Origin of the sequence: Comamonas odontotermitis (assembly GCF_020080045.1) — a bacterium.
Classification (GTDB): domain Bacteria; phylum Pseudomonadota; class Gammaproteobacteria; order Burkholderiales; family Burkholderiaceae_C; genus Comamonas; species Comamonas odontotermitis.
In genome coordinates, this window is sequence record NZ_CP083452.1 from 144,649 (window position 1) to 161,134 (window position 16,486).

13 protein-coding genes are annotated in these 16,486 nt (G+C 64.7%); 6 read left to right on the forward strand and 7 right to left on the reverse strand.

Going from position 1 to position 16,486, the window contains the following annotated elements; translation table 11 throughout:
* Positions 1–183: 183 nt before the first annotated feature.
* The 4 genes from LAD35_RS20940 (at position 184) to LAD35_RS20955 (ending at position 4,720) form a co-directional block, all read left to right on the forward strand.
* Positions 184–1,758 (forward strand): AMP-binding protein, encoded by a 1,575-nt coding sequence (locus tag LAD35_RS20940; RefSeq protein ID WP_224153164.1) that lies wholly within the window; start codon positions 184–186, stop codon positions 1,756–1,758.
* Between the two features lie 63 nt (positions 1,759–1,821).
* Positions 1,822–2,964 (forward strand): acyl-CoA dehydrogenase family protein, encoded by a 1,143-nt coding sequence (locus tag LAD35_RS20945; RefSeq protein WP_224153165.1) that lies wholly within the window; start codon positions 1,822–1,824, stop codon positions 2,962–2,964.
* A 64-nt stretch (positions 2,965–3,028) separates the two neighbouring features.
* Positions 3,029–4,036: a tripartite tricarboxylate transporter substrate binding protein gene (locus LAD35_RS20950; protein WP_224153166.1), complete on the forward strand. Its 1,008-nt coding sequence runs from the start codon at positions 3,029–3,031 to the stop codon at positions 4,034–4,036.
* Positions 4,037–4,081: 45 nt separating this feature from the next.
* Complete coding sequence (locus LAD35_RS20955) at positions 4,082–4,720, forward strand: response regulator (RefSeq protein ID WP_224153167.1); 639 nt, start codon at positions 4,082–4,084, stop codon at positions 4,718–4,720.
* A gap of 12 nt (positions 4,721–4,732) precedes the next feature.
* Here the strand turns inward: LAD35_RS20955 and otnI are convergent, their stop codons facing one another.
* Positions 4,733–5,545, reverse strand: coding sequence for a 2-oxo-tetronate isomerase (gene otnI / locus LAD35_RS20960; protein WP_224153168.1), 813 nt, complete (start codon positions 5,543–5,545; stop codon positions 4,733–4,735).
* A 61-nt stretch (positions 5,546–5,606) separates the two neighbouring features.
* Positions 5,607–8,321, reverse strand: coding sequence for a PAS-domain containing protein (locus tag LAD35_RS20965; RefSeq protein ID WP_224153169.1), 2,715 nt, complete (start codon positions 8,319–8,321; stop codon positions 5,607–5,609).
* A 181-nt stretch (positions 8,322–8,502) separates the two neighbouring features.
* On the opposite strand from LAD35_RS20965, the gene LAD35_RS20970 reads away from it, so the two are divergent.
* On the forward strand, positions 8,503–9,834 hold the full coding sequence (locus LAD35_RS20970) for a dicarboxylate/amino acid:cation symporter (RefSeq protein ID WP_224153170.1): 1,332 nt from the start codon (positions 8,503–8,505) through the stop codon (positions 9,832–9,834).
* Positions 9,835–9,980: 146 nt separating this feature from the next.
* Here the strand turns inward: LAD35_RS20970 and LAD35_RS20975 are convergent, their stop codons facing one another.
* Together LAD35_RS20975 and LAD35_RS20980 are read right to left on the reverse strand one after the other, a co-directional pair.
* The gene (locus LAD35_RS20975; RefSeq protein ID WP_224153171.1) at positions 9,981–10,829 is read right to left on the reverse strand and encodes a BUD32 family EKC/KEOPS complex subunit; all 849 of its coding nucleotides are present in this window, start codon (positions 10,827–10,829) and stop codon (positions 9,981–9,983) included.
* Between the two features lie 103 nt (positions 10,830–10,932).
* A complete protein-coding gene (locus tag LAD35_RS20980) occupies positions 10,933–12,654 on the reverse strand; it encodes an FMN-binding glutamate synthase family protein (protein ID WP_224153172.1) in 1,722 nt (573 codons plus the stop codon).
* Between the two features lie 190 nt (positions 12,655–12,844).
* Here LAD35_RS20980 and LAD35_RS20985 point away from each other — a divergent pair, with 190 nt between their 5' ends.
* On the forward strand, positions 12,845–13,654 hold the full coding sequence (locus LAD35_RS20985) for a UPF0149 family protein (RefSeq protein ID WP_224153173.1): 810 nt from the start codon (positions 12,845–12,847) through the stop codon (positions 13,652–13,654).
* Positions 13,655–13,753: 99 nt separating this feature from the next.
* Here LAD35_RS20985 and LAD35_RS20990 read toward each other — a convergent pair whose 3' ends face one another.
* The 3 genes from LAD35_RS20990 to LAD35_RS21000 all read right to left on the reverse strand — a co-directional run bounded on the left by LAD35_RS20990 (position 13,754) and on the right by LAD35_RS21000 (position 16,481).
* A complete protein-coding gene (locus tag LAD35_RS20990) occupies positions 13,754–14,212 on the reverse strand; it encodes a RidA family protein (RefSeq protein ID WP_224153206.1) in 459 nt (152 codons plus the stop codon).
* A 150-nt stretch (positions 14,213–14,362) separates the two neighbouring features.
* A complete protein-coding gene (locus LAD35_RS20995; protein ID WP_317986751.1) occupies positions 14,363–14,839 on the reverse strand; it encodes a c-type cytochrome in 477 nt (158 codons plus the stop codon).
* Between the two features lie 43 nt (positions 14,840–14,882).
* Positions 14,883–16,481: a flavin monoamine oxidase family protein gene (locus LAD35_RS21000; RefSeq protein ID WP_224153174.1), complete on the reverse strand. Its 1,599-nt coding sequence runs from the start codon at positions 16,479–16,481 to the stop codon at positions 14,883–14,885.
* Positions 16,482–16,486 lie beyond the last annotated feature (5 nt).

Genomic DNA, 16,486 nt, shown 5'->3' on the forward strand with positions numbered 1-16,486 from the left:
TTTAAATAATAGGTTTCAAAAAAGTGAAGATGTACTGGTGTTTACCCGCGATGTATTTGGTGAATTCTGCTGAATACTGCTTTCTGAAACAAATAATGTGAGACAACGGATTCGAAATAAATTCGATCTGTAACGCAGGTGATTGCGCATTCCGATCGCTTGTGAAATGCGGAGACCAGGGATATGCACAACTTTTTCAGCTGGGCCGATGCACAGCCCGACCGGGTCGTCCTGACCCAGGCCGACAGCGGCAAGTGCCATACAGCGGGCGACATTGCCCGGGGCGCGCGGCGCCTGGCGCAGTGGTTTGCCGCGCAGGGCCTGCAGGCGCAGGACACCGTGGCCGTGCTGCTGGAGAACCGGCGCGAGATCGTCGAGCTGGTGCTCGCTGCGCGCGAGGCGGGTCTGTATGCCGCCGTCATCAGCACGCACCTGACGCCCGCCGAAGTGGCCTACATCATTCAGGACAGCGGCGCGCAGATGCTGCTGGTGTCTGGCAAGACCTGGCCCAACGCGCAGCAGGCGGTGCAGGCGCTGGGTGTCGCGGCCTATTCGGTCGATGAAGACACCCCCGGTGTGGCCGCACTTGCCAGTGCCGTGGAGGCGGCCAACGCAGCGCCCGTCGACCTGAGCGACCGGCCGCTCGGGCGCGATCTGCTGTATTCCAGCGGCACCACGGGCAAGCCCAAGGGCATCAAGAAGCCGCTGCTGGGCGCGCAGTACCGCAGCCAGGCAGACCCGGAAGTGGCCGCGTGGATGCGCAACATGCGCTTTGACAGCAGCGCGGTCTATCTGTCGCCCGCACCGCTCTACCATGCAGCGCCCCTGCGCTACAGCCTGCGCACGCTCGATGTGGGCGGCGCCGCCGTCATCATGGGGCGTTTTGACCCGCAAGAAGCGCTGGCACTGATCGAGCGCTACCAGGTCACCCACAGCCAGTGGGTGCCCACGATGCTGAGCCGCATGCTCAAGCTGCCCGATGCCGTCAAGACCCGCTACCGGCTGGACAGCCACCGGGTGGCCATCCATGCCGCGGCGCCCTGCCCGGTGCCGGTCAAGCAGGCCATCCTGGACTGGTGGGGCGACATTCTGCTGGAGTACTACGCTGGCTCCGAAGGCTGCGGTACCACCTTGATCACCTCCGAGGAATGGCGCGCCCGGCCGGGCTCGGTGGGCCGCGCCATCACCGGCCAGCTGCACATCGTGGGCGACGACGGGCAGGAGCTGGGCACGGGCGAGGTGGGGCGGGTGTACTTCTCGGGCGGCAGCCCGTTCCAGTACCTGAACGACGAGGCCAAGACGCGCGAGGCCATCAACGAGCGCGGCTGGGCCACCTATGGCGATATCGGCTACGTGGATGCCGAGGGCTTTCTGTTCCTGAGCGACCGGCGCGCCGATCTGATCCTGTCGGGCGGGGTCAATATTTATCCACAGGAAATCGAGACCGCGCTCGCCCGGCACGAAGCTGTGGATGAAGTGGCCGTGGTCGGGGTGCCGCACGAGGATTTCGGCGAGCAGCCGATGGCCGTGGTGGTGCTCAAGCCCGGGTTCGAGGCGAGTGCGGCGACGGCCGGTGCGATTGTGGCGCAGGCCGCCGGCCAGCTGTCGAAGGTGAAATGGCCGCAGCGCCTTGTGTTCGAGGCCAGCCTGCCACGGCTGGAGACCGGCAAGCTGCTGCGCCGTGTGCTCAAGGAGCGCTTTCGGCAAACCCCCGATGCGGGCCACGATGTGCGCAGCGCCATGGCGCAAAAAACATAGCAATCAGCGCTTGCTGGACGTGCGCTGGCAAGCATTTTTAATCAAAAATATTCATTTACCACCATGCAAGACCTGATCCAGCGCACCGTGTTCCGCGAAGACCACGAGCAATTCCGCGACGCGGTTCACCACTTCTTCGAGAAGGAGATCGTCCCTTTCCATGCGCAGTGGGAGCGCGACGGCCTCGTTCCCAAGGACGTGTGGCGCAAGGCGGGCCGTGAAGGCCTGCTCAACACCATGCTGCCAGAGCCTTATGGCAGCGGCGGCGATTTCGGCCACGCGGCCGTGCTGATTGAGGAGATTGCGCGTACCGGCGCCAGCGGCCTGGGCTTTCCGCTGCACTCGGACATTGTTGCGCCCTACATCAATGCCTATGGCAGCAAGGTGCAGAAAGACCGCTGGCTGCCCAAGATGGCGGCGGGCGAGCTGATCGGCGCCATTGCCATGACCGAGCCGGGCGCGGGCAGCGACCTGAAATCGGTGCGCACCACGGCCAAGCGGGAAGGCGACCACTACGTCATCAACGGCGCCAAGACCTTCATCACCAACGGCATCAATTCCGAGATAGTCATCGTCGTCTGCAAGACGGCGCCGGAGCTGGGCGCCAAGGGTGTGTCGCTGATCGTCGTCGAAGAAGGCACGCCCGGTTTCAGCAAGGGCCGCAAGCTCGAGAAGATCGGCCTGATGGCGCAGGACACCTCCGAGCTGTTCTTCGACAATGTGCGCGTGCCGGTGGACCACCTGCTGGGCGAGGAGAACCAGGGCTTCAAGTACCTGATGCACGAGCTGGCGCAGGAGCGGCTGGTGGTGGCCGTGCGCGCGGCCATGTCCATCGAGGCCTTTCTGCAAAAAACCATTGACTACACCCGCGAGCGCAAGGCCTTCGGTCAGGCGGTGTTCGAGTTCCAGAACACCCGCTTCAAGCTCGCCGAGGCCAAGGCGCAGGCGACGATGCTGCGCGTCTTTGTTGACGACTGCATCACGCTGCACCTGGAGCGCAAGCTCACGCCCGAGCGCGCCGCCATGGTCAAGCTCAACGCAACGGCGCTGCAGAACCGGTTGCTGGACGAATTTCTGCAGCTGCACGGCGGCTACGGCTACATGACAGAGTACCAGGTGGGCCGCGCCTGGACAGATGCGCGCATCGGCCGCATCTACGGCGGCAGCGATGAAATCATGAAGGAAATCATCGCCAGGGGGTTGTAGCCCCTTCAGGCGTTGCGCGCCTGGGTTGGCCCGTTATCAAGAAAAAATGATCAGGAGACTAGACATGCACCACCGTCGTTCGGCCCCGGGCCGTATTCTGAACCGTATTGCCAGCCTCGTGGGCGCTGCCGCGCTGGCGGCGCTGGCCGCCGGGGGCACCACGGCCTACGCGGCCGATGCCTATCCGAGCAAACCGATCCGGCTGGTGGTGCCCTACCCGGCAGGGGGCGGCACGGACATCATTGCCCGCCTGATGGGCACGCAGCTGAGCCAGCGCTGGGGCCAGCCGGTGATTGTGGACAACAAGCCCGGTGCGAGCGGCATGCTGGGCAACGACATCGTGGCCAAGGCGCCGGGGGACGGCTACACTGTTCTGCTGGGCATCACGGCGCTGGTGCAGATACCATCGCTGTACAAGAAGGTGCCCTACAAGCTGAGCGACCTGACGCCGGTCTCGCAAACCGCCAAATCGGCCGATCTGGTGTTTGTGCCGCGCAGCTCCGGCATCACCAGCCTGCAGCAGTTCGTGGCCAAGGCCAAGGCAGAGCCGGGCCAGCTCAACTACGGCTCGTACGGCAACGCCACCTCGTCGCACCTGCATGGCGAGCAGCTCAAGCTCAAGGCCGGTATCGACATGGTGCATGTGCCCTACCAGGGCTCGGGCCCGGAGACTGCGGCCATGCTGGGCGGCCAGCTCGCGTCGGCCTTCATCGACGCCACTGCGGCCTACCCGCACATCAAGTCCGACAAGGTCAACATCATTGCCGTCACCGGCGCACAGCGCCACCCCGCCTTGCCCCAGGTGCCCACCATGGGCGAATCCGGCTATCCCGGCTTTGAGGCCAATGGCTGGTTTGGCTATTTTTTGCCCGCCAGCACGCCGCAGCCGATTGTGGACAAGCTGGGCAATGAACTGGCTGCGATCGTGAAATTGCCCGAGGTCAACAAACGCCTGGTGGACATGGGCTTGATCCCGGTCGGCTCCACGCCTGCGGAGTTCAAGCCGGTGCTCGAACGCGACGCCGCGCACTGGAAATCCATCGTCGACGCGGCCAGGATATCGCTGGATTGACGAGGCGGGTTGAGCGGGGCGGGCCAGCCGTGGCAGACTATGCACATGCCCCAGCCCGCCTTGCTTGTTGCCGACGACCATCCCCTGCTGCGCGCTGCCGTTGTGCAGGTGATCCGCAGCCGCTTTCCGTCGTTCGAGGTTCTGGAAGCCTCCAGCGCCAGCACGCTGAGCGCCGCGCTGGCCGAGCACCCGCAGATCGAGCTGGTGCTGCTGGATCTGACCATGCCGGGCACCCACGGCTTCTCGGCGCTGTTGCATGTGCGTGGTGAGCATCCGCAACTGCCCGTGGTGGTCATCTCGTCGAATGACCACCCGCGCGTGATTCGCCGTGCGCAGCAATTCGGGGCCTCGGGCTTCATCTCCAAATCGGCGTCGGCCGATGCGCTCACCCAGGCCTTGAGCGCGGTGCTGGACGGGGACACGGCGTTTCCCTCGATCCACGCCGAGCGCTCCGAGGCCGATGCCGAGCTGGCCATGCGGCTGGCCCAGCTCACGCCGCACCAGTTCAAGACGCTGCTCTATGTGGCTGACGGCCTGCTCAACAAGCAGATTGCGCAGGAGATGGGCGTGACCGAGCACACCGTCAAGGTGCATGTGACGGCCATCCTGAAAAAGCTGGAATGCCACAGCCGCACCCAGGCGGCCGTGCTCGTCAAGAGCCTGGAGCCTGAAAGCCTGGGGTAGCAGGCGGCTGATTCAGTCTGCGCAGGCTTGCAGCCATGGCTTTAGCCAGCCCAGGCCATCGCTGGTTGCATGCGGCACGTTGCCGCGCGCAGGGCGGTATTCGCAGCCAATCCAGCCGTCCCAGCCCAGGCTGTCCAGCAGCTGGAACAGGTAGCCGTAGTTGAGCTCCCCCACATCGGGCTCATGCCGCTCGGGGACGCCCGCGATCTGGAAGTGGGCGATATTGCCGGTGGGCAGGTACTGGCGAATCTTTGTTGCCAGGTCGCCTTCGACGATCTGGCAGTGGTACAGATCCATCTGCACCTTGGCGTTGGGCTCGGCAATTTCGGCCAGCAGCGCGTGGGCCTGGTCCTGGCGGTTCAGAAAGAAGCCGGGCATGTCGCGGCCATTGATAGGCTCCAGCAGGATATGGATGCCGTGCGGCGCGGCCAACCTGGCGGCGTATCGCACATTGGCGATGTAGGTGCTGCGCACCGTGGCTGCATCGGCGCCCTGCGGCACGAGGCCGGCCATCACATGGATGCGGGGGCAGCCCAGGGCGAGAGCGTATTCCACGGCCTGGGCCAAGCCGTCACGAAACTCCGCTTCGCGCCCCGCCATGCATGCGATGCCGCGCTCGCCCGCGTCCCAGTTGCCGGGCGGCGCGTTGAACAGCACCTGCTGCAGGCCATGCGCCTGCAGCAGCGCAGCCAGCTGCGCAGGCGCGTAGGCATACGGAAAGAGAAACTCCACAGCCCGGAATCCATCGCGGGCGGCGGCGGCAAAGCGGTCCAGAAAGTCCACATCGTTGTAGAGCATGGACAGGTTGGCGGCAAAGCGGGGCATGGTGTATGTCTTGGTGTGTTACAGGCATTGGCGGGTGCAAACTGCCAACGTATTTTCAGTGTTATTGCGCAGGCGCTTCGCTCTCGCCGCTCTCGCTGGTATGGGAAGCATCGCCCCGCCGCAGCAGCATCTGGCTGGCCAGTGCGCGCAGTGCCGCTGGCCGCACGGGGGTGCGCAGAAACCCCCAGCCGCGGTCGGCTGCCAGGCGGCGCAGCGCGGCATCGTGTTCGTCGCCCACCAGAATGGCCTGCGGCCGCTGGCCCCAGGCCTGGCACAGCTGCTGGTACAGATCCTGCACGGGGGCGGCTGTAGCGTGCGCACCCAGCAGGAGCAACTGTGGCGCTTGTTGCGGTGCAGCAATTGCCAAGGCTGCCAGCGCAGCCTGTGCATTGCCCGCCAGCGGAACGCTGCAGCCCCAGCGCTGCAGCAGCGCGGCCAGGGCTGCGCTGGCTTCGGCGCTTTCGTCAATGCACCAGGCGCTGGCGCCCTGCAGTGGTGCGTCATGCTGCGGCGCGTTTTGCGGTGGTATTTGCAGCGGAGGAGCCATGCTGGGGGCGGCTTGGGCGAGCGGAACGCTGACCCAGAAGACGCTGCCGCGCCCCAGTTCCGAGCGCAGGCCGATCTCATGCCCCAGCAGCCGGCCCAGCCGCTGCACGATGGACAGGCCCAGGCCCGCGCCACGGTCGTGCTGGTGGCCGGTTTCCAGGCGGCGGAATTCCTCGAAGATCTCGGTCTGCAGGCTCTCGGGTATGCCCGGCCCCTGGTCATGCACTTCGATGCGCACGTGGGCGCCGCTGCGGCGGCAGCCCAGCACGATCTTGCCGCGCCGGGTGTAGCGGATGGCGTTGGAGACGAAGTTCTGCACAATGCGGCGCAGCAGCACCGGGTCGCTGTGCACGGTGGCCTGAGAGGCCACCACATGCAGCTCAAGGCCATGCTCCTGCGCAATCACGCCCAGGTTGTTGCCCAACTGCTGCAGCAGGGGCTGCAGGGCGAAATCGGCCCAGTGCACCTCCATCTGGCCCGATTCCATGCGCGAGAGATCGAGCAGGCTGCCCAGGATATCGTCCTGCGCGGCCAGCGCGCCTTCGACCTGGCTGGCAATCTTGAGCGCTGGGCCATCCGGCACATGCTGGCGCAGCAGGGACACGAACACGCGCGCGGCGTTCAGTGGCTGGAGCAGGTCGTGCACCGCTGCGGCGACGAACTTCGATTTGGAGCGGTTAGCCTGCTCGGCCTCGCGCTTGGCCTCGGCCAGGTCCTGCGTGCGGTCGGCAATGCGCTTTTCCAGGGCGTCGGCCAGCGAGCGCAGCTCGCGCGCGGCGTTCTTGTAGCTGGTGATATCGGCGTAGCTGGTGACAAAGCCGCCACCCGGCAGGGGGTTGCCGCGTATCTCCAGCACGGTGCCGTCGGCCTTTTCGCTTTCGCGCGCGTGCGGCTGGCCGCTGCGCAGGTATTGCATGCGCCGCTCGATGGCGCCGTCCAGCTCGCTGCCGCTTTGCTGGCCCCGGCCCAGCAAGCCGCGCCGGGCGTTGAAGCGGTACAGCTCTTCCACTGGCATGCCCACCTTCAGCATGCCGGCAGGCAGGCGGAACAGCTCGCGGTAGCGTGAGTTCCAGGCCACCAGATTCAGTGCGGCGTCGACCACGATCACCCCCTGGGGGAGGTGCTCCAGGCTCTGGCTTTTGCCGGCATCGGCCTGCTTGGCGGCAGCCACGATGCCGTCCTGCGCGGTGCGCAGCTCCTGCGCATGCTGCTGCAGCAGGGCTTCGAGCTCTTCCCGGCTGCGCTGGCGCAGGGCAGACAGGCGTTGGCGCTGGCGCACATACAGCACCAGCAGCGCCAGGGCCAGCCACGCGCCGCCCGCTGCCGAGGCGGCCCACCAGGCCGCTGCGTGGCTGCTGTTCACATCGTGGATGATGTGCAGCTGCCACCGGGTTTCGGGCAGATCCACCGCCTGCAGCAGCTTGTCGCCCAGCGCAGGGGTTTGCCAATGCACCAGCTCGCCGCCCTGGTCCAGGCTCTGCAGAATGCGCATCTGCAGCGGGTGCAGGGTTTCGTTGCCGTATTGCTGGGTGCGTTCGATGGCCTGCTGGGCACTGGGGCTGAGCGGGTGCAGCAGCCGGTACCGCCAGGCCGGATCACTGGCAAGAAACACGACACCGTTGGCATCGGTGGCAAACACGGTGTCGGGCGTCTGTATCCATTCGCGCTCCAGCTCCTGCAGGGCAATCTTGATGACGATCAAACCCACGATGCGGTCCCCGGCATCGTGGATGCCGCGCGAGAGAAAGTAGCCCGCCTCGCCCGTGGTGACGCCAATGCCGTAGAAACTGCCTTTGTCCTGCTGCAGCGCCTCTTGCACATAGGGGCGGAAGCTGTAGTTTTCGCCGACGTTGCTGTGTGGGGTCTGCCAGTTGCTGGCGGCCACCGCGATGCCGGTCTGGTTGATGAGGGTGAGCGTGGAGGCCTGGCTGGCACCGTTGGCGCGTTCGAGTTTCTGGTTGAGCTGTCGCACTGCCGACGCCGCAGGGGGCGAGACCAGGGCGGCGCGCAGTTCAGGGTCCAGCGCCAGCACGTCGGGCAGGGCGCGGTAGCGGTCGATGCGCTGGGCGAGCGCCTGGGCATAGAGGCTCACCTGGCGGTGGGCCAGCAGGTTTTCTTCGGCCAGGCTGTGCTGGAGCATCCAACGCCCGGCCAGCGTGGCAGCCCCTGCCGTGGTCAGCAGCACGGCGCACAAGGTCCAGGCGGGGTGGAAGGGTCGGTGCAAAGGCATGGGCGCGGAAGGCAAAACGCAAAATGGCAGCCGCCAAAGTTTAGGTGTTTTCCCTTGATTGGATTTTTCAATAGCTCGGGAGCGGCGCAGCCTAATACTAATGTGTAATGGGCATCTGGCATGGGCTGCGATACAAACCCGCCTCAGCGCACCGCTCAGGTGCAGCTTCCCTGGAGACACCATGCAGATCCCATCCACGCCTGCCGCACCTGTGGCGCACCCGCCGTTCTACCGCAGCCTGTACTTTCAGGTGATCGTCGCCATTGTCCTGGGCGTGCTGCTCGGGTACCTAGAGCCCCAGTATGGGGCAGCGCTCAAGCCACTGGGCGACGCCTTCATCAAGCTGGTCAAGATGATCATCGCGCCGGTGATCTTTCTGACCATCGTCACCGGCATCGCCAACATGACGCACCTCAGTGCCGTGGGCCGCGTGTTCGGCAAGGCGATGGCGTATTTCCTGTTCTTCTCCACGCTGGCGCTGATCGTGGGTCTGGTGGTGGCCAACACCATGCAGCCGGGCTCGGGCATGCACATCAATGTGGCTGATCTGGATCAGAAGGAGGTCAACTCCTATGTGGCCAAGACGCATGACATGACGGTCACCGGTTTCTTGATGGACGTCATCCCCAAGACCCTGGCCAGCCCCTTTGTTGGCGACAACATTCTGCAGGTGCTGTTTGTGGCGGTGCTGTTCGGCATTGGCCTCGCTATGGCGGGCGACCGTGGCAAGCCGGTGCTGCAGTTCTTCGAGGCGCTGACCACGCCCGTGTTCAAGATCGTGCATATCGTGATGAAGGCTGCTCCCATCGGCGCGTTTGGCGCCATGGCTTTCACCATCGGCAAGTTCGGGCTGGGCTCGCTGCTCAACTTGGCAGAGCTGGTGGCTACGTTCTACATCACCTCGCTGCTGTTCGTGCTGGTCATTCTGGGCGCGGTGGCGCGCCTGTGCGGTTTTTCGGTGCTCAAGCTGATCCGCTACCTGAAGGCCGAGCTGCTGCTGGTGCTGGGTACTTCGTCTTCTGAATCAGCACTGCCTGCGCTGATGGAAAAGATGGAGCGGGCCGGTTGCAGCAAATCGGTGGTGGGTCTGGTGGTGCCTACCGGCTACTCGTTCAATCTGGACGGCACCAACATCTATATGACCCTGGCCGCGCTCTTCATCGCCCAGGCCACCGATACGCACCTCACCCTGGGGCACCAGCTGGCACTGCTTCTGGTGGCGATGCTCTCGTCCAAGGGGGCCGCAGGGGTAACGGGTGCGGGCTTCATCACGCTGGCGGCAACTCTGGCCGTGGTGCCCGAAGTGCCGGTGGCCGGCATGGCGCTGATCCTGGGTGTGGACCGCTTCATGTCCGAATGCCGCTCGCTCACCAACTTCATCGGCAACGCCGTGGCTACCGTGGTGGTGTCGCGCTGGGAAAACGCACTGGATTACAACAAGCTCAACGCTGCGCTGAATGATCCCAATGCAGTGGATCCGGACGACGAACCCATTCGCGCCGCGACACACTGATACCGAGAAGGGTGCATGAGGGGCAGAACTCTGGCCCGCTACCCATGAAACAGCAAGGCCCGCCGTTCAAATGGCGGGCCTTGCTGTTTTTGCCGGGTTGGAGATAAAAAGGCTTTCAGCGCACATCCATCAAGCGCTATATGCTCTCATTTTTGTAGCAAGCCGTGCATGGCGCGTAGCCGCAGCACGTCGCGCCCCAGCTTGCGGCTGTCGGGCAGCCGGGCCACCCAGCGCATCTGCTGCAGGGTGCGCTCCATGGCGCTTTGCACGGCAGGGTCGGATTGCGCGAGCCAGCTGTGCCACTGCGTGCGCGCAGCGTCCAGCGTGCCCGCGTTGCGCAGGAACAAAGCGGTGGAGTGCGCGTAGCACAGCGCGTCCTTGACGATGCACAGCGCGGGCGGCAGGGTGGCCAGCGGGTCGTCCTCGAAGTCGATGTAGCCAATCACCCCGTCGGGGCAGCGCACCATGTTGCGGGCAAAGGCCTGGCTCAGGCAGGTGCCGCTGGCGTGCACCAGCTGCATGGCGGCAAAGCCCTGTTGCCACAGGAGAAGGGTTTCCTGCGGCGCTTCGCGGGCCGCCGCTTCGATCTCGTCGCTGAGCGACGGGCTGGGCAGGCCCGGCATACCCAGGTGGCGCATCAGAAAACCGTCCGGGCTGCTGGCCAGCACCTGCGGCACGCGCAGGCCACGGGCATGCAGGTCGCGCAGGCGCCGCACTTCGGTGGCCAGGGCTTCGCGCCCACCGGGGTTGACGACGGGTTGCAGCACCGGCACATCAAGCACGCGCGCAGCAATGGCAAGCGCCCGGTAGCGCCAGGCGGCAATCGGTGGGCCAGCTTTCTTGAGCCAGACCGATTCGCCCGGCAGCTCATACCGCACCACATTGAAGCTTTGCTGCGAAAGGTGCTGCTGCAGAAACTGCGCGTAGTCCACGCGGCTAGCGGTGCTGGCAAGGGCGGGCGGTGCAGCCTGTGGCAAAGGGGTGGAGTCAGTCATGCGCAGCGGAATGGCTGGCGCCCGGAAAACCCTCCCGGGCGCCGCAAACAGAATACAAACCGCGCATTATCACCAAGTTGGCCGCATTGCCTTCCATGGGCTGTCAGAGCGTGCCCGCCGCTTGCGGTGCCATGGCCTGGTGGTCGCGCGGCGCAGAGGGCTTGACCTGGGGCGCCGTCACGGGCTGGAAGCTCTCGGCGCTGGCCAGCGGCCAGTAGGTGCGGAAGACGTCATGCTGGTGCGCCAGGTCTTCCAGCAGGGCGCCGGGGCGCACCTGCAGCAGCAGGTTGGACAGCAGGCGCACCTCGGTATCACTGATGCGGCGCACGATGTGGTGGGCGTTCAGCTCGCTGGGGTGGTGCAGCCCGGCGGCCTGCACCAGCTCCTGCAGGGCATGCAGCGTGCTCTTGTGGAACTGGGCCACGCGGGTGGCCTTGTCGGGCACCACCAGCGCCTGTTGGCGCACGGCGTCCTGCGTGGTCACGCCGGTCGGGCAGTTGCCGGTGTGGCAGGTCTGGGCCTGGATGCAGCCCAGCGCCATCATGAAGCCCCGGCCCGCGTTGCACCAGTCGGCGCCCAGCGCCATCATGCGGGTGATGTCGAACGCGGTGATCACCTTGCCTGCGGCGCCCAGCTTGATGCGGTCGCGTAAATTGACGCCAATCAAGGTGTTGTGCACCAGCAGCAGGCCTTCCTGCAGCGGCACGCCGACGTGGTCGGTGAATTCCACCGGCGCCGCGCCGGTGCCACCCTCGGCGCCGTCGACCACGATGAAATCGGGCGTGATGCCGGTCTTGAGCATGGCCTTGACGATGCCGAACCATTCCCAGGGGTGGCCCAGGCAGAACTTGAAGCCTGTGGGCTTGCCGCCCGAGAGGGTGCGCAGCCGGGCGATGAAGTGCATCATCTCCTCGGGCGTGCTGAATGCGCTGTGCTTGGCGGGCGAGATGCAATCCACGCCCACGGGAACGCCGCGCGCCGCCGCGATTTCGGGCGTGACTTTGGCGCCGGGCAGCACACCGCCGTGGCCAGGCTTGGCGCCCTGGCTCAGCTTGAGCTCAATCATCTTGACCTGCGGCTGTGTGGCATTGGCGATGAATTTCTCTTCGCTGAACGTGCCATCGTCGTTGCGGCAGCCAAAGTAACCCGAGGCCACCTCCCAGATCAGGTCGCCGCCATGCACACGGTGGTGCTGGCTGATCGAGCCTTCGCCCGTGTCATGGGCAAAGCCGCCCACCTTGGCGCCCTTGTTCAGCGCCAGAATGGCATTGGCCGACAGCGCGCCAAAGCTCATGGCCGAGATATTGAACACGCTGGCATGGTAGGGCTGGGTGCAGGGCGATACCGATGGCGATGGCGCATCGGGCGAGCCTCCGATCCAGACGCGGAAGTCATGGCCATCCAGCCGGGTAGGCGACATCGAGTGGTTGACCCACTCATAGCCGCGTGCACCCACATCCATCAGGGTGCCAAAGGGGCGGTTGTCGGGGTCACCCTTGGCGCGCTGGTACACCAGCGAGCGCTGTGCGCGCGAAAACGGCAGGGCCTCGGTGTCGCTTTCGATGAAGTACTGGCGCATTTCCGGGCGGATGAACTCCAGGAAGAAGCGCATATGGCCGATGACCGGGTAGTTGCGCAAAATGGCATGGCGCGTCTGCTGCAGGTCGTAGACGCCCAGCAGGGTCAGCGCGGTGCCGGCGGCCACCGCCAGCCACCACCAGGGGCTGCCGTCCGCCACCAGGGCAGCAACGCCCAGCAGCAGCAAAAACATGCACAGCACCATGACGGTGTAACGAACGGGGAAAATCTTGTTGAGCTGGTTCATGGGGGCGTGTCGCGCGCCGAGCCATGGTGCCGCCTGTCAAAACCCGGGCTGCAGCAAAGTGCCGGTAGCGGCGCTACACTGCATGCCCTTCCTTGCCCGGCGGCCATCTGCCATTGCGCTGTTGTTACGAATCCAGGCCCCATCATAGGGGCTGTGCGCTCGGGCGGTACCCGTATTGGAGAGAACCACCATGACCAAGCCCCAGATTCCCGCCGGACTGAACGACGACCAATTGGCCGAGATCGACCAGATGCTCGACGACATGCGCGAGCGCGCCGAAGAGATTCCGCAGTGGGAATTTGTCGATGGCGTGCTGACGGCGCTGGTCTGCACCCGCCGCGCCGTGCCCGAAGAAGAGTTTTTGCCCATGCTGGTGGGCGATGGCGAAATGCTGGAGCGCAGCGCCGACGGCAGCCTGCCCGTGCTGCCCGCCTTTGCCGACCGCGCCCAGCAGGACCGTTTTCTGGCGCTGTGGAACATTCGCTGGGCCGAAGTGGTGGCCCAGCTCGATACCGATGTGAAGAGCCTGGAAGAGGACGACACCTTCCAGCCCGATGCCATGGACATGCGCGGCGCCGTTGCCAGCCTGCCCGAGGAAGAGCGCAAGGAGATGGAAGGCCAGGACATTCCGTCGTTCGGCCAGGTCTGGGCGCTGGGCTTCATGTTTGTGGTGGAAAACTGGGCCGAGGAATGGGCCGCGCCACGCGACAAGGACGCCGCGCGCTGGCTCAACGATGCGCTCGACTCCGTGGTGGCACTGACCGAGGATGACACCGGCACCCCCACCGTCTGCATGTACGACGAAAACGGCCCCGCCAGCACCAGCCAGGAGCGGGTGGAAACCTTTGGCGAAGCCATCTGGGCGGTGTACGACCTGCGCCAGATCTGGAAAAGCATGGGCCCGCGCCAGGCCACCGTCATCAAAGGCGATGTGCCCGGCCGCAACGACCCCTGCAGCTGCGGCAGCGGAAAGAAGTATAAAAAGTGCTGTGGCGCTTGATAGGTAAGCGCTTGGTGCTATGAAAAAAGAGGCATTGCGCACGCAATGCCTCTTTTTGTATGTGCCAACGTTTGCCTGGGGCTTGCAGTGACCCGGTGCCTACTTGGGCATGCGCACTGCGGTCACCTCGATCTCCACATACCAGGCCGGGTTGGCCAGTGCGGCAATCTGGAAGGCGGAGCGCGAGGGCAGGTTGGGCTGCTCGGCCGTGCCAAAGAACTGGGTGTAGCCCTGCATGAAGCCGGCAAAGTCCATCTTGTTGCCCTTGGCCGGGTCGGCCACCAGGAAGACCTGCATCTTCACTACATCCTTCATGGTCAGGCCCATGGCCTTGAGCTGCTTGTCGATGGTGGTCAGCACGCCAATGGTCTGGGCGCGTGTGTCGCCGCCATAGGCGGCAGGGTCATTGGCAGGCTTGGAGGCATCCACCACCGGCGGCACCTGGCCGGAGAGGTACACCGTTGTTGCGCCAGGCGGTATTTCCACGGCATTCGAGATGGGGAAGTTGGAGCCCGGAATGCCGTGGCGCACCACGGACTGCGAGCGGCCGTCGCCCATTGAAGAGCTAGCGCAGCCCGCCAGGGTGCTGATGGCGGCCGCGGCGGCTGCCAGGGTCATCCAGGTGCGCAAGGCGGTGCGGGAAGAGGTGCGATGGGAAGGGGGCATGGGTAGGGGTCTCCTTGGGTTGGGATGGTTGCAACAGGGGGATCAACCCCATGAATCCTTGAAGGATGCGGCGTCCGGACGCATCGGCTTCACATCTTCGGGCTTGACGGCGTCCTTGTAGTCATTGCCAAAATGGGTGCGTACGTAGTTGACCACATCGGCAATCTGCTCGTCGGTCAGCCGGTTGGCAAACGATGGCATACCATGCAGGCCGCGCGATACGACGATCACCGGATAAGCGCCTGCGGCGAGCTTGGGGTTCTTGGCCAGCGCAGGGTAGAAGCCCGCGCCCTGCGCACCCTGGCCGTTGACCATATGGCAGCCCTGGCACAGCGATTGGTAGATCTTCTCGCCGCCCTGCTGCGAAAACGTGATCTTGTTGTCGGAGAAGCCACCAAACGGGCCGGTGGGAGACGATTGCGCCTTCACTTCCTCGGCTGTGGGAGCGTGGTTGCTTTGGGCGTAGGCGAGGCCACAGGCTGCAGCGCCTGCGGCAAGAAGGAATGTAAGGGTTTTCATGGTGAAATCCTCGTGGGTGTCATCGGTGCTGGGTCGGGGCAGATCAGGCGGTGGCCTGGGCTTTGTCATGCAGGCGCTTGACGGCGTCGAGCGAAGAGAGAATCGCACCCTCTTGCCAGGCCGGGATGTACGAGCAGTGCTCGCCCGCCAGCACGATGCGGCCATCGATCTCGCACAGATTCTTGTAGTGCTGCTCGCGCAGGGCATCGGTCCACAGGCCAAAGCAACCGTTGATCCAGGGCACGCGGTGCCAGCCCACGGAAAAACCGCTCAGGAACTCCTTGGGGTACTGCGCATGCAGTTTGGCGCCTTGCTCCACCGCTGCCTGTATGCGCTGGGCCGGCGACATGGCGGTGTAAGCATAGGCATGGGCGTTTTCGTACTGGTAGCCCCCCAGCAGCACGGCAGGCCCCTTGCTGAAGAAGTTGGTCGAGGGGTAGGAGATCTGGCCAATGGGCAGATCGGTGTAGCTGATGCCGCCGTAGATGCGCTCGTCTTCTTCCCAGAAGCGGCGCTTGAACTCCAGCCCCACCTTGAACGAGGCGCCATAGGGCAGCGACTGGATGGCCTGCTTCATCGCATCGCCCACCTGGATATCGATCTGCGCCAGGATGGACGCTGGAATCGTGCACACGCACCAATCGGCCTTGACCTGCTGCGCGGCACCTCCCTTTTTTGTGTCGCTGAAGGTCACGGTCACGCCTTTGTCGTTCTGCTCGATGCGGGTGACCTTGCAGTTGTGGCGCACGAGGCTGCCCACCTCCTTCTCGAAACCCTTGGCAATGGCATCCATGCCGCCCACCGGCTCGAAGATCGCCGTCTGGAACTCCATCAGATGGCCGTCGTTGATCTTATTCCACAGGCCCGATTGGAGCAGGCTGCTCATCTCGATGGGCGTCGAATACTGCGCTACCGGCATCAGCCCGCCGGCGGGCTCGATCTGGAAGCCCCGGTGGTTGCTCACTGAATGGCTTGCCACGTAGCGGAAATCCTTGTCGAGCGCGCCCCAGCCGCGCAGGCTCTCAAGCAGCTTTTCCTTGTCTTCCTTGGTCACGCCCTGGTCCAGCGCGCCCTGGTTGGTGGCCTTGGCCAGCAACTCGGCCACATAACCGTAGGCATCGGCCTGCACCTCGCGGAACTTCTGCGGCTTGCCGCCAAAGGCCTTGCTGTTGTGCACCAGAGCGTTGTAGTTCACCTGCATGAAGGGTTCGAGCTTGACACCGAATTTCTTGCAGTAATCCAGCACGGCATAGTGGTGGTAGGGCACGCGCCAGGGGCCGGGGTTGATGTAGTTGCCCTTGGCAAAGCTGCAGGTCTGTTTGGCGCCGCCCAGTTCGGTAAAGCTGTCGCCGCCGCGAACCGTCCAGCAGCGGCCGCCCGATCGCTCCTGAAACTCCAGCACCTGCACCCGGTAGCCTGCAGCACGCAGCTCATAGGCGGCCGTCATACCTGCCAGGCCTGCGCCAAGGATGACCACCGACCCGCCACGCTTGGCCTTGGACAGCTCCAGCGGGCCGCGGTAATTGGATTCCTGCGCGTAGCCCAGCGACGACATGGCCTGGTACATGACACTGCCGCCAGCAGCCTTTCCAATCATGGACAGCCAGTGGCGGCGACTCAAAGTGGGGATCGATGTAGACATGCTCT

Bases quoted from the DNA above. Each gene is read 5' to 3' on its own strand.
- LAD35_RS20985 (WP_224153173.1), top strand. From the start codon at position 12,845: ATGACCAAGCCCCAGATTCCCGCCGGACTGAACGACGACCAATTGGCC.
- LAD35_RS20995 (WP_317986751.1), bottom strand. From the start codon at position 14,839: ATGAAAACCCTTACATTCCTTCTTGCCGCAGGCGCTGCAGCCTGTGGC.
- LAD35_RS20970 (WP_224153170.1), top strand. From the start codon at position 8,503: ATGCAGATCCCATCCACGCCTGCCGCACCTGTGGCGCACCCGCCGTTC.
- LAD35_RS21000 (WP_224153174.1), bottom strand. From the start codon at position 16,481: ATGTCTACATCGATCCCCACTTTGAGTCGCCGCCACTGGCTGTCCATG.
- LAD35_RS20965 (WP_224153169.1), bottom strand. From the start codon at position 8,321: ATGCCTTTGCACCGACCCTTCCACCCCGCCTGGACCTTGTGCGCCGTG.
- LAD35_RS20940 (WP_224153164.1), top strand. From the start codon at position 184: ATGCACAACTTTTTCAGCTGGGCCGATGCACAGCCCGACCGGGTCGTC.
- LAD35_RS20945 (WP_224153165.1), top strand. From the start codon at position 1,822: ATGCAAGACCTGATCCAGCGCACCGTGTTCCGCGAAGACCACGAGCAA.
- LAD35_RS20975 (WP_224153171.1), bottom strand. From the start codon at position 10,829: ATGACTGACTCCACCCCTTTGCCACAGGCTGCACCGCCCGCCCTTGCC.
- LAD35_RS20980 (WP_224153172.1), bottom strand. From the start codon at position 12,654: ATGAACCAGCTCAACAAGATTTTCCCCGTTCGTTACACCGTCATGGTG.
- LAD35_RS20990 (WP_224153206.1), bottom strand. From the start codon at position 14,212: ATGGGCGACGGCCGCTCGCAGTCCGTGGTGCGCCACGGCATTCCGGGC.
- LAD35_RS20955 (WP_224153167.1), top strand. From the start codon at position 4,082: ATGCCCCAGCCCGCCTTGCTTGTTGCCGACGACCATCCCCTGCTGCGC.
- LAD35_RS20950 (WP_224153166.1), top strand. From the start codon at position 3,029: ATGCACCACCGTCGTTCGGCCCCGGGCCGTATTCTGAACCGTATTGCC.
- otnI (WP_224153168.1), bottom strand. From the start codon at position 5,545: ATGCCCCGCTTTGCCGCCAACCTGTCCATGCTCTACAACGATGTGGAC.